General features: G+C 55.2%; 9 protein-coding genes and 1 pseudogene. 4 read left to right on the top strand and 6 right to left on the bottom strand.

Features of this window, described 5'->3' with window-relative positions:
* Window positions 1-4: 4 nt before the first annotated feature.
* On the bottom strand, window positions 5-2,350 hold the full coding sequence (locus EDC52_RS15305; RefSeq protein WP_131866580.1) for a Tex family protein: 2,346 nt from the start codon (window positions 2,348-2,350) through the stop codon (window positions 5-7).
* 173 nt (window positions 2,351-2,523) lie between these two features.
* Between EDC52_RS15305 and greB the strand changes: the two genes are divergently transcribed.
* The 3 genes from greB (at window position 2,524) to envZ (ending at window position 5,310) form a co-directional block, all read left to right on the top strand.
* Window positions 2,524-3,012, top strand: coding sequence for a transcription elongation factor GreB (gene greB / locus EDC52_RS15300; RefSeq protein ID WP_131866418.1), 489 nt, complete (start codon window positions 2,524-2,526; stop codon window positions 3,010-3,012).
* A 229-nt stretch (window positions 3,013-3,241) separates the two neighbouring features.
* The gene (gene ompR / locus EDC52_RS15295; RefSeq protein ID WP_003853014.1) at window positions 3,242-3,961 is read left to right on the top strand and encodes an osmolarity response regulator transcription factor OmpR; all 720 of its coding nucleotides are present in this window, start codon (window positions 3,242-3,244) and stop codon (window positions 3,959-3,961) included.
* Window positions 3,958-5,310, top strand: a complete 1,353-nt coding sequence (envZ, locus tag EDC52_RS15290; protein WP_131866416.1) for a two-component system sensor histidine kinase EnvZ — start codon at window positions 3,958-3,960, stop codon at window positions 5,308-5,310. The genes ompR and envZ overlap by 4 nt, the downstream gene beginning before the upstream one ends.
* An 89-nt stretch (window positions 5,311-5,399) precedes the next feature.
* On the opposite strand, the gene pckA is transcribed toward envZ, so the two are convergent.
* The 5 genes and pseudogenes from pckA to EDC52_RS15265 all read right to left on the bottom strand — a co-directional run bounded on the left by pckA (window position 5,400) and on the right by EDC52_RS15265 (window position 11,492).
* Window positions 5,400-7,019 (bottom strand): phosphoenolpyruvate carboxykinase (ATP), encoded by a 1,620-nt coding sequence (gene pckA / locus EDC52_RS15285; RefSeq protein WP_131866414.1) that lies wholly within the window; start codon window positions 7,017-7,019, stop codon window positions 5,400-5,402.
* A 207-nt stretch (window positions 7,020-7,226) separates the two neighbouring features.
* Window positions 7,227-8,105, bottom strand: a complete 879-nt coding sequence (gene hslO / locus EDC52_RS15280) for an Hsp33 family molecular chaperone HslO (protein ID WP_131866412.1) — start codon at window positions 8,103-8,105, stop codon at window positions 7,227-7,229.
* A 30-nt stretch (window positions 8,106-8,135) separates the two neighbouring features.
* On the bottom strand, window positions 8,136-8,549 hold the full coding sequence (gene hslR, locus EDC52_RS15275; RefSeq protein WP_131866410.1) for a ribosome-associated heat shock protein Hsp15: 414 nt from the start codon (window positions 8,547-8,549) through the stop codon (window positions 8,136-8,138).
* Window positions 8,549-9,249: pseudogene (gene yrfG, locus EDC52_RS15270) on the bottom strand (GMP/IMP nucleotidase). The gene hslR and the pseudogene yrfG overlap by 1 nt, the downstream one beginning before the upstream one ends.
* Before the next feature lie 116 nt (window positions 9,250-9,365).
* On the bottom strand, window positions 9,366-11,492 hold the full coding sequence (locus EDC52_RS15265; protein ID WP_131866408.1) for an IgaA/UmoB family intracellular growth attenuator: 2,127 nt from the start codon (window positions 11,490-11,492) through the stop codon (window positions 9,366-9,368).
* 287 nt (window positions 11,493-11,779) lie between these two features.
* Between EDC52_RS15265 and nudE the strand changes: the two genes are divergently transcribed.
* On the top strand, window positions 11,780-12,331 hold the full coding sequence (gene nudE / locus EDC52_RS15260) for an ADP compounds hydrolase NudE (RefSeq protein WP_131866406.1): 552 nt from the start codon (window positions 11,780-11,782) through the stop codon (window positions 12,329-12,331).
* Window positions 12,332-12,370: the final 39 nt, after the last annotated feature.

Genomic DNA, 12,370 nt, shown 5'->3' with positions numbered 1-12,370 from the left:
TGAATCAGCTTTTCTTGCCAAACGCCGCGGCCAATGCATCGCCGAAGGCGCTGTTGCCGGCAGGTGCCTGACTGTTTTGGCGGCCTTTGCTCTGACCTGACCGCGGCGTAGGTCGGCCCGGGTTATTTCGCGGCCTGTCGCTGTTATCCCGGTCTGAGCGGCGTGCGCTGGTTTCGCCCGGTTGCTCATCCAGGCGCATGGTCAGTGCGATACGCTTACGGGCCAAATCCACGTCCATCACTTTGACCTTCACGATATCGCCCGCTTTGACCACTTTATGCGGGTCATCGATAAATTTGTCGGACAGGGAAGAGATATGGACCAGACCGTCCTGGTGAACGCCAATATCGACAAAGGCGCCAAAGTTGGTGACGTTGGTCACCGTTCCTTCCAGGATCATCCCAAGCGTAAGGTCCTGCAGGTGTTCAACGCCTTCGGCGAAGGTGGCGGTTTTGAACTCAGGGCGCGGGTCTCGTCCCGGTTTTTCCAGCTCGCGGATAATATCGTTTACCGTCGGCAGGCCGACCCGCTCATCGGTAAAGCGGGCGGCATCCAGCGAGCGCAGCGTGGTTGAGTTGCCCATCAGCTGTTCAAGCGTAGAGGTGGTGGCCTGCAGGATACGTTCCACTACCGGATAGCTTTCCGGATGCACCGTTGACGCATCCAGCGGATTACGACCCTGGTTGATGCGCAAGAAGCCGGCGCATTGTTCAAAGGCCTTTGGACCCAGTCGACCTATCTTGAGCAACTGGCTGCGTTCAACAAAGCGACCGTTTTCATCACGCCAGTTAACGATATTCTGCGCCATCATTCGCGTCAGGCCGGCAACGCGCACCAGTAGCGGCACCGAGGCGGTATTCAAATCAACGCCGACGGCGTTAACGCAGTCCTCGACCACGGTATCTAGCTTTTTCGCCAGTTGGCTTTGGCTGACGTCATGCTGATACTGGCCGACACCGATGGATTTGGGATCAATCTTCACCAGCTCCGCCAGCGGATCCTGTAGTCGACGTGCGATAGAGACCGCGCCGCGAATCGATACATCCAAATCAGGAAACTCCTGCGCCGCCAGCTCCGAGGCTGAATACACCGAGGCTCCGGCTTCGCTGACAATCACCTTCTGAGCGTTGACCGCTGGGTATTGTTTTTGTACCTCGGCGAAGAAGCGTTCCGTCTCACGGGAAGCGGTACCGTTACCGATTGCTACCAGCTCTACCTGATGCTTGACGCACAAGGCTGCCACTGTCGCTGCCGCTTTTGCCGTCTGGCCGGTATGGGGATAAATCTGGTCATAGGCGACCAGTTTGCCGGTCGCATCGACCACCGCCACTTTTACCCCGGTACGCAGCCCCGGATCCAGCCCCATGGTGGCGCGCAGGCCGGCCGGTGCGGCCATCAGCAGGTCATGCATGTTACGGGCGAACACATTGATTGCTTCTTCTTCCGCTTTTTCGCGGATGCTGCCCATCAGCTCGGTTTCCAGATGTAGCAGGATCTTGATGCGCCAGGTCCAGTTAATGACCGCCTTACGCCAGGCATCTGCCGGTGCCTGATTGAAGCGAACTTGAAGATGATCACTGATCATTTGCTCGCAATAGCTTTCCTTAGGCGGTTCATCATGGTGGGGATCCGCATTGAGGGCCAATTGCAAAATACCCTCATTGCGACCGCGAAACATCGCCAGCGCCCGGTGGGATGGCACCTGTGACAAGGGCTCCTGGTGGGCGAAGTAATCGCGGAATTTAGCACCTTCTTCTTCCTTGCCGGGAATGACCCGCGCGACCAAGTGAGCATTTTTCCACAGATAATCACGCACCTTGGACAGCAGGGCGGCATCTTCTGAAAAACGTTCCATAAGGATGTAGCGGGCCCCGTCCAGCGCTGCTTTGGTATCGGCGATGCCCTTATCCGCATCCACGTACTGGGCCGCCAGTGTTTCCGGCAGTTGGGAGGGGTCCTGCCATAATGACTGCGCCAGAGGTTCGAGCCCGGCTTCAATGGCAATTTGCCCACGGGTGCGGCGTTTAGGCTTGAACGGCAGATATAAATCTTCCAGCTCAGTCTTGCTCAGCGTACCGTTAATGGCGCCGGACAGTTCTGCCGTCAGTTTTCCCTGCTCGTCGATGGATTTCAGAATAGTCTGTCGGCGTTCTTCCAGTTCACGCAGATAACCGAGGCGGGTTTCCAACTGACGCAACTGGGTATCATCCAGACCGCCGGTAACTTCTTTACGGTAGCGGGAAATAAACGGGACGGTGTTGCCTTCGTCCAGCAGGCGTATGGCGGCGTCTACCTGCTCAGGACGGGCTTTCAGTTCACCGGCGATCAGGCGGTTCATTGGCTCATTCATCATTCTGTTTTCTGGTCATCAGTTAGAGGTTACTGGGGCAGAGGACAGTTATACGTATTGCGGCGATAAAATGCCAGCCGAGGGCAGGGGTAAACCGGCACGCGACCCCTGTGCCTAAGAACGGTCTATGGTATATTTTCCTATTAAACACCACGGACTCAATGACCCGCATAATGAAAACCAACTTGCTTACGCGCCAGGGCTATCAGGAACTGCAGGATGAACTTGACCATCTCTGGAAGCGCTACCGGCCGGAGATCACTGAAAAGGTCTCCTGGGCTGCCAGCCTTGGCGACCGCAGTGAGAATGCTGATTATCATTATAATAAAAAAATACTGCGTGAAATTGACCGTCGGGTTCGTTATTTACGCAAGGTGCTGAAGGAAGCCAGGATTGTTGATTATTCCCCGCAGCAGGAAGGGCGGGTGTTTTTTGGCGCCTGGGTAGAGATCGAAAATGAGCAGGGAGAGATAAAATCATTTCGGATTGTCGGGCCGGATGAAATCTACCGGCACAAAGGGCATATTTCAATCGATTCACCCATGGCGCGCGCCTTATTGAAAAAGGCCAAAGATGAGGAGGCGCAGGTGCAGACGCCCGATGGATTGAAAACCTGGTACGTTACGGCCATTTCCTACACGGGTCCGATAGAAACAGATTAATTGACTGTTAATAATATTTTTAATAATGAGAATTAGCCGATGAGTGGCGTTTCATTTACCCAGCTAATGGTATCATCAGAGATAAAAATAGAGAGAAGTGTTGAGAAACACGTATTTTCATATGCTTTGTAACAATTTCACTAAGAATATACATCTGAAACCGCTGTCAGTGTTACACACCTTTTTGAACAATACCCATTAGGGGCGTATCGCCTTCAGGAGAGAATCAATGCAAGAAAATTATAAAATTCTGGTGGTGGACGATGACATGCGTTTACGGGCGTTATTGGAGCGTTACCTGACCGAACAGGGCTTCCAGGTCAGAAGCGTCGCCAATGCCGAACAGATGGACCGCCTGCTAACGCGCGAATCATTTCATTTGATGGTCCTTGATCTGATGCTGCCTGGCGAAGATGGCCTGTCGATTTGTCGCCGTCTGCGCAGCCAGAGCAATCCGATGCCGATTATCATGGTCACCGCCAAGGGTGAGGAAGTCGACCGTATCGTTGGCCTGGAAATCGGCGCTGATGACTACATCCCCAAGCCGTTCAACCCTCGTGAGCTGCTGGCACGTATTCGTGCGGTACTGCGTCGTCAGGCCAATGAACTGCCCGGCGCGCCTTCCCAGGAAGAGGCCATCATTGCCTTTGGCAAATTCAAGCTGAATCTTGGGACTCGCGAAATGTTCCGCGAAGATGAGCCGATGCCGTTAACCAGCGGTGAGTTCGCTGTGCTCAAGGCATTGGTCAGCCATCCCCGCGAGCCGTTATCTCGCGACAAGCTGATGAACCTTGCCCGCGGCCGGGAATACAGCGCCATGGAACGATCCATCGACGTCCAGATTTCCCGCCTGCGCCGCATGGTGGAGGAAGATCCGGCCCATCCGCGTTATATTCAGACCGTATGGGGCCTGGGTTACGTATTCGTACCGGACGGCAGTAAAGCATGAGGCGATGGCGCATATCTCCGCGCAGTTCGTTTGCGCGAAGTTTGCTATTGATCGTTACCTTGCTGTTTGTCAGCCTGGTAACGACCTATTTGGTGGTGCTTAATTTCGCCATACTGCCCAGCCTGCAGCAGTTCAATAAAGTGCTGGCCTATGAGGTCAGAATGCTGATGACCGACCGGCTGCAGCTCGAAGACGGTACGCTGCTGGAAGTTCCGCCGGCTTTTCGTCGTGAAATTTACCGTGAACTCGGTATTTCCCTTTATACCAACGCGGCCGCCGAAGAAAGCGGCCTGCGCTGGGCCCAGCATTACGAATTCCTCAGTCAGCAGATGGCCCAGCAGCTGGGCGGCGAAACCGATGTTCGCGTCGAAATGACGAAGAATTCACCGGTGGTATGGCTCAAGACCTGGCTATCTCCGGATATCTGGGTGCGCATTCCGTTGACTGAAATCCACCAAGGCGATTTTTCGCCACTGTTCCGCTATACCCTGGCAATCATGCTGCTGGCTATCGGTGGCGCCTGGCTGTTTATTCGTCTGCAGAACCGACCGTTGGTCGATTTGGAACATGCGGCGCTGCAGGTCGGCAAAGGTATTATTCCGCCGCCGCTGCGTGAATACGGCGCGTCGGAGGTGCGCTCGGTTACTCGGGCGTTTAACCAGATGACCTCAGGGGTAAAAATGCTGGCGGACGATCGTACCCTGTTAATGGCCGGCGTCAGTCATGATCTGCGCACCCCATTGACGCGTATCCGGCTGGCGACCGAAATGATGAGTGCCCAAGACGGCTATCTGTCCGAGTCAATCAATAAAGATATCGAAGAGTGCAACGCCATTATCGAGCAATTCCTGGATTATCTGCGCACCGGCCAGGAAATGCAGACCGAAATGGCGGATCTTAACGCCATCCTCACCGAAGTGGTCGCTGCTGAAAGCGGCTACGAGCGTGAGATCGATACCGACATTGCCGAAGGTGTACTGACGGTCGATGCGAACCCGCTGTCCATCAAGCGCGCCGCCCTGAACATGGTGGTTAATGCCGCCAGGTACGGCAACGGATGGATAAAAGTCAACAGCGGCAAGGATATGCACCGGGTGTGGTTCGAGGTGGAGGATGACGGTCCGGGTATCGACCCTGAGCAGTTGCAGTATCTGTTCCAGCCTTTTGTTCGCGGCGACAGTGCCCGCAGTACCAGCGGCACCGGCCTGGGACTGGCCATTGTGCAACGCATTATCGATGCCCATTCGGGCTCGCTGGAAATAGGTACCAGCAGCCGTGGCGGACTGCGTATCCGTGCCTATCTGCCTATGCCCGTATCGCCCGCCGCCGCACCCGCGGTCACACTCTGACCAGGCAGCTGCCGAGCGTTAAGCCGCCGATTTAACCAGGCGGTCATGCGCCAGGGCGGGAGCGGGCTCTGCAGGACCCGGACAGAAACTCAACGCACCGGACCCGCTTGCACCAGCGCCTGTCCAGCCGGGGTGTCGGTATACTTATCAAAGTTGTTGATAAAGCGCTTGGCAAGGTCTTGCGCCTTCTCCTGCCACTGTGCCGCTGACGGGTAAGTCAGGCGTGGATCGAGGATCTGGCTGTCTACCCCTGAAAGCCCGGTGGGTATCTGCAGGTTGAATATCGGCAGCGTAACGGCCGGGGCATCGTCAATTTCACCGCTGAGGATTGCATTGATGATGGCTCGGGTATCCTTCAGGGAAATACGCTTGCCGCTTCCATTCCAGCCAGTATTGACCAGGTAAGCCCTGGCACCGGCGCTGTTCATCCGCTTGGCCAGCACTTGCGCATACTGGGTCGGGTGGAGGGACAGGAAAGCGGCGCCGAAGCAGGCCGAAAAGGTCGGCAGCGGGGTGGTAACGCCGCGTTCGGTGCCGGCCAGCTTGGCGGTAAAGCCTGACAGGAAGTGATATTGGGCCTGTTCCACCGACAGGCAGGCTACCGGCGGTAAAACGCCGAAGGCATCCGCTGTCAGGAAAATAACCCGCGAGGCGTGGCCTGCTTTAGACACCGGCTTGACGATATTATCGATGTGATGGATCGGATAGGAAACGCGGGTATTTTCGGTTTTGCTGCCGTCGTCATAATCAACGCTGCCGTCAGCCCGCACCACCACGTTTTCGAGCAGGGCATCTCGCCTGATGGCTTTGAAAATCTCCGGTTCCGCCGCCTCTGACAGGCGAATGGTCTTGGCATAGCATCCGCCCTCAAAATTGAATACCCCGTCATCGTCCCAGCCGTGCTCATCATCGCCGATAAGACGCCGATGAGGATCGGTCGACAGTGTGGTTTTACCGGTGCCGGATAAGCCGAAGAATACCGCCACATCGTCATCATTGCCGACGTTGGCGGAGCAGTGCATGGAGGCAATGCCTTTAAGGGGCAGCAGGTAGTTCATCACCGAGAACAGCCCTTTTTTCATCTCGCCGCCATACCAGGTTCCGCCGATCAGCTGAACCCCTTCGGTAAGATTGAAGGCGACGAAGTTCTCCGAGTTGAGCCCGTGTTCCTGCCAGCGCGGGTTGGTGCACTTGGACCCGTTCATCACCACGAAGTCCGGCGTGAAGCCGGCCAGTTCCCCATCGCTGGGCGTGATGAACATGTTTTTGACAAAATGCGCCTGCCAGGCCACTTCCGTAATGAAGCGCACTTTCAGCCGGCTGTCGGGGTTGGCGCCACAAAAGGCATCGACCACAAACAGGCGCTTGCCTGACAGCTGATGTGCGACCAGACGCTTCAGTTCAGACCAGGTTTCCTGGCTCAGCGGATGATTATCGTTGTTGCCTTTGCCCTGATCAGACCACCACAGGGTATCGCGCGTAAGGTCATCACGGACGATATATTTATCTTTTGGAGAGCGCCCGGTAAAAATACCGGTGTCCACCGCTACGGCGCCGGATTGGGTGACGGTGCCCCTCTCGAATCCTTCCAGGGAAGGCGCGGTCTCTTCCTGGAATAATAGCGCGTAGTCTGGGTTGTAGATAATTTCGCTGCTGTCGGTAATTCCGTAACCGAGCAAATCATGCGAAGTAATACCGTTACTTGCCATGGCACTGCTCCTTAGTTTGCAAATAAGTTCTGGCTAAGAGTCTAGGCATTATCCCTTATTTAGCTGGGAAGTCCGTCATGAATTAACTTACTTAAGGGGGGATTTAATCCGATATGAGAGCTGGCGCAGGGATTTTTTTGCAGATGTTAGAAATAAAAAAAAGTGCCCATTCACTGACGTTATGGGCACCTTATTGCTCTATTTGAATCAATGCACGGTAGTATTATCGTCCGCGCCATACTGTTTTATTTCGGCGACTTCCGCCGCATTGAAGCTGTAGCTGGTACCGCAAAAGTCACACTTCATTGAAATGACATCATCTTCAGTCAGCATTTCCTGCAGATCCTGCTCTGACAGCGTCATCAGTGCATCAGCGCAGCGCTGGCGCGAACAGGTACAGAGGAACTGTACCGGTTGCGGGGGATAAAGCGTAACCTCATCCTGATGATAAAGACGATAAAGCACGTCGTTGGCCGGCAGGGCGAAGAGTTCCTCGCCTTTGACGGTGGCGGTCAGCTGTACCAGATGATCGAAGTCGTCAGGGCTGGTCTCTTGGGCAGGCAGAACCTGCAGCAGCATGCCGGCAGCGGCGACCTGCTCATCAAGCATACCGGTGCGGATAAACAGACGGGTCGGCAACTGTTCGGACTGCATAAAATAGTTTTCAATGCATTCCGCCAGCGAATCCCCTTCCAGCCCAACCACGCCCTGATAACGTTCACCTTCCTTCGGCGTCAGCGTAATCACCAGATAGCCTTTGCCGACCATCTCATGCAGGCTGCTATCATCGGCGATGTCGCCGTTGATGCGCGCCACGCCGCGCATGTTCTGCTTATCATCGCCGTTTATCACCGCCAGGCGCAGCGGGCCATCGCCCTGCAGCTGCACGGTGATTTCTCCATCAAACTTAAGCGTTGCGGTAAGCAGGCTGGTGGCGACCAGCATTTCGCCCAGCAGCGACTTGACCGGCGCCGGGTAATCATGCTGCCCCAATACCTGCCGATAGGTGTCGTACAGTGAAACCAGTTCACCGCGCACGGCATAATTTTCAAACAGATAACGGTGTAACTGGTCACGAATAGTCATAGCTTTCTCTCTGACGGGGCGACCGGAGGATCATTCTTCCGATTCGCCATGTTTAAATTTGATAAGATTACGGCGCTCTTTTTTATCCGGACGCCGGTCTGGATGGGGCATGGTCAGCGCATTCATTTTTCTAGCCACCGCCACTTTTTCCCGTTTTACAATGCTTTCGGCCGTTTCACTGTAGAGCAGTTGCGCATCTTTTGCCGGCCGTCGCTGTGCCGTTAGCGCCAGCACTTCCACTGTGCGTTCTTCGTTGCCCTGGCGAAGCGTAAGCCGGGCACCGGTTTCTACGACTTTTCCTGGTTTGGTACGCTGACCGTTGTAATGGACTTTACCGCCTTCAATCATCTCGCGGGCGATGGCACGAGTCTTGTAAAATCGGGCGGCCCAAAGCCATTTGTCGAGCCTGAGAGCCTGCTCCTGATCTTTATCGCTGTTTTTCATTACCCCTCCGATGTTACCGCTGCGGTGAAGGCCAGAGCCAGTGCCGGCAGCAGCGTACGATAATCATCAAGCGCGCTGTGTCGCTGGAAGACCTGAGCGTTGACGGTTGAGTCAGGATTACTCACGCCAAGGCAATAGCGTATGCCAAAGGCAGTGGCCGCATCGAGAATGGCTTCATTGTCATCAATAAACAGGGTCCGCTCTGGATCAAAACCGGTCTGCTGCCGGACCTGCCGCCACAGACGCTGATCTTCCTTCGGATAACCAAATGTATGGGTAGAAAGTATTATATCAAGGTGCTGGTCGAGTCTGGTGTGCGTCATTTTTACCGCCAGCCCGTCAGGATGGGCGTTGGTCAGCAGCAGTGTGCGCCGTCCGTGCTGCCTGAGGGCCGCCAGAAAGGGCAGGGTATCCTCGCGCAGGCGCACTGTATGCCCCAGTTCAGCGGTCATCCGGCGGATATCCAGTCCCAGGCGCTGGCTCCAGTAATCAAAGCAATACCAGTTCAGGGTGTGGCGTACCGACAGATACTCGTCATGGATAAGCTCGCGGGCGCGCTCAAGGGGAACATCACGTTGCTGGCTGAGCGCCTGCGGCACCAGCGTCAGCCAGAAATGGCTGTCGAACGCCAATTCAGCAAGGTACCGTCCATATCCAGTATGACGGTATCAATGTTACGCCAGTCGACGGCTGATGGCATGATAACTCCAGAAAGGGTGTATGGCTGTTGGACGTTTGCGTACGCGGGGTCGGCCCGAGGGCCAGTGCATGCTGACAGGGTAGCATAAATCAGGCGGTAAGGGGCGCCGAGAGCGGTTACTTCAGTCGGGCTTCGGGCAGGTCCGGATTGAAACAGCTTTCATAGTAGCGCTGGATATCACGCGTACGGTGGCGACTTTTGCGCAGTCGTTTTATCAGCAATACGCCATTGACCACAATACTGACCACCACCACCAGCAGCAGCAGGCTGGTGCCGATAAAGCGCCATATGGTCACCATGTCGGGTTCGCTGCGTAACGAGATGTGGCGGGTGCCGTTGGCATCGGTGCCGAGGTGGGTGATGATACCCTGAGCCTGAAACGGCGTATGCAGCAGCATGGATGACCGGCGCTGCAGTTCGCGCCATTGTTCAATCCCGCTGTAGTCATACAGCGAACCCGACGGCTGGGGATGATTCACCAGGGTATTGCCTTCGTCACTGCGAATCAGGAACCCGCCCGGGGAGGGGCTGTTCAGCGTATTGATGGCGCTTCGGGTTTCGCTGACGATAAAAGAGGAGGTGGCGTTGGCGATCAGGTTCTCGAGATTGGCGGCGCTGACGGGACGCAGCAGGACATTGATTCCCCGCAGCGAGCCGTTATGGGCGCGCTTGACGATTGCCGGCCAGTTTTTGCCGTTGGCCAGATTGACCAGTGCGCTCTTCAACCGAAGGCAGTCCCCTTCATCATGACATAACGCATCGGTTTTAAGCACAATATCTGAAAAGTTGTCCAGCAGGGTCATACCGGATTTCTGAATGGCGCTGGCCAGGCCCGGATTGATTTTTCCATCGGTGGATTGAACCGGATGCAGTTGCAGTTTGGCGGTCGTCAGCAGGGCTTCGGCTTTCTCCACCGTATCGGAGTCTGGCAGAGGGAGTGGGGCGGCTTTATTCCAGTAGATACCAGAGCAGTCAAACGGCATAAATGGTGTTCCGGGGCCGTTTGGCGGCCCCGAGTCCACCAGGCACATACCGTTGCCCTTGGCATTAAGCGCATCGCCGATACGCAGGTCAGCCTTTTCCATGGTATCGACATCGATGGCCTGGACGTGCTGCGCGCCCTGCAGCCAGGCCATGCTCAGCTTCAACGGCAAAGCCAGCGGTACATAAGCCTGCAGCAGGCAAAGCACCAGCGCTGAGCTGCAAAGCAGTATTAAGTTCTTCAGGTAACGCTGTACCGGGAAATTGATCATTTCATGATGCAACGACAGGAAACGGCCTTGTCTGACTACCTGCCGGTTGACGTAAATGTCGACGTCGGTTTTTTTGCCCAGATCGGCATCGATAAATGGCTGCCAGTGTGGCGGATAGATAAGATCAATAATACCGAGAGAAACGCTGCTCATTCGGCCCTGGTCCGATTCGCCGAACAGACCCCAGCGCTTGGGCGTGCCGCGCAGGCAGTGAATATCCTGGCGCGATCGCTCGGAAGGCCGGCGGAAAAGATGCCATCCGCCCCAGACAGCAAAAATCACTGCTGCGGCGGCAAGCCAGGGCACCACGCTTACCGGCGCCAGCAGGCTGAGGAACATCAGTATCAGCACCAGGCTGAACAGGGCGGCTTCGCGGATGCCGGCAGTGCGATTAACCGCGTGTTCCTGGGGCGTTTCCTTGCGGATATCAAGCAGCTCTACCTGCTCGTTTTCCTGCTCGCGCATCGATGAGTTCGGCATCAGCTGCGGCGCACTTGGCGCCACCAGCGGTGCGGCGTAAAGATAGTCCACCAGGGAATGGCCGTTCAGGGAAATGACCAGCGGTATGCTGTCGGTTTTAATCAGTTCGACATAGTTGTCGTCAGCAATGTATTGCTCCCAAAGCGGGGGCAGATGTACCTCGGTGCTATCGAGAAAGTAACGCCATTTATGCGGCGCATCTGAAGCCAGGCCGTAACGGGTGATGGCATGGGTGACTGCGTAGATATTATCGCTTTGGGCGGTCAGCGCCAGCGATCCGGACTCTGGTAGAGGCGTCGCCTGAGGAGAGGTCTGCTGCAGGTATTTATTAACCTGAAAATAGCGCTCGATAGCGGCACGTTCATCGTTTGACAGTTTGCGGGGAACCGGATGCAGGGAATCTACCCGTTTGATCGAAGCTATGATGCGCGGCTTTCTATATACCCGGTATCCCGCATAGCCAATAGCGCAGGTAAACAGTACGGCCAATACAACCACTATTGCGCTCATGCCATCCCCATCGATACGCGAAAAACCACTTTTATATACAGAACTGAATGTACAACTATCAGGAACCGACTGATTTAACTAGAATATCCCGAAAAGGGCGACACATTCAATTACGATTTTAACCCTTAAACTAGATTAACAATCCTCGGCGCAGGCATATATCGGTATTTTCCTATTTTATTCTTTAATTCGCCGATCGAATAAGCGACTGCGTTTATGCTTCTCCTGTTGTTTCTCCAGTCGGGCGGTTATGCTGTTACCCGTGCTGGCTTTCTTCGGGATTACTTATGGCTAAACACCTGCAAAAACCTAAAATACACAATGTTGAAGCCATCGCGAAGTCACGGCTTTTCACTGTCGAATCAGTTGACCTTGAATTCAGTAATGGTGCAAGGCGGCTCTATGAACGGATGCAGCCGTCCGGTCGCGAAGCTGTTTTAATCGTACCGATTATCGATGACCATCTGGTGCTGATTTATGAATATGCGGTGGGCATTGAAGATTACGAACTGGGCTTCCCTAAGGGATTGATAGATCCGGGGGAAACGGTGCTTCAGGCCGCCAATCGGGAATTGATGGAGGAGGCGGGGTTTGGTGCCGGCCGGATGGATACGCTTTCCAAGCTGACCATGGCGCCTTCGTATTTTTCCAGCAAAATGAACGTGGTGGTGGCCCGTGAACTCTACCCCAAGCGGCTGCAGGGAGACGAACCAGAACCGCTGCCTCAGATCCGCTGGCCGGTGGCCGATATGCTGGCGTTGCTGAACGAGCCCGATTTTAATGAGGCTCGCAACGTCAGCGCGCTGTTCCTGGCGCATCAATGGTTGAACCGCGGGTAAACGCCGGCATCATCGGACGGCGGTGCCGAAGGGGAGACC

The sequence above is a fragment of the Biostraticola tofi genome (assembly GCF_004343195.1).
In the GTDB taxonomy this organism is placed as follows: domain Bacteria; phylum Pseudomonadota; class Gammaproteobacteria; order Enterobacterales; family Enterobacteriaceae; genus Biostraticola; species Biostraticola tofi.
Note: the sequence above shows the minus strand (reverse complement) of the source record. Positions and strands in the feature narration are given on the sequence as shown.

Bases quoted from the DNA above. Each gene is read 5' to 3' on its own strand.
- EDC52_RS15305 (WP_131866580.1), bottom strand. From the start codon at position 2,350: ATGAATGAGCCAATGAACCGCCTGATCGCCGGTGAACTGAAAGCCCGT.
- greB (WP_131866418.1), top strand. From the start codon at position 2,524: ATGAAAACCAACTTGCTTACGCGCCAGGGCTATCAGGAACTGCAGGAT.
- ompR (WP_003853014.1), top strand. From the start codon at position 3,242: ATGCAAGAAAATTATAAAATTCTGGTGGTGGACGATGACATGCGTTTA.
- envZ (WP_131866416.1), top strand. From the start codon at position 3,958: ATGAGGCGATGGCGCATATCTCCGCGCAGTTCGTTTGCGCGAAGTTTG.
- pckA (WP_131866414.1), bottom strand. From the start codon at position 7,019: ATGGCAAGTAACGGTATTACTTCGCATGATTTGCTCGGTTACGGAATT.
- hslO (WP_131866412.1), bottom strand. From the start codon at position 8,105: ATGACTATTCGTGACCAGTTACACCGTTATCTGTTTGAAAATTATGCC.
- hslR (WP_131866410.1), bottom strand. From the start codon at position 8,549: ATGAAAAACAGCGATAAAGATCAGGAGCAGGCTCTCAGGCTCGACAAA.
- EDC52_RS15265 (WP_131866408.1), bottom strand. From the start codon at position 11,492: ATGAGCGCAATAGTGGTTGTATTGGCCGTACTGTTTACCTGCGCTATT.
- nudE (WP_131866406.1), top strand. From the start codon at position 11,780: ATGGCTAAACACCTGCAAAAACCTAAAATACACAATGTTGAAGCCATC.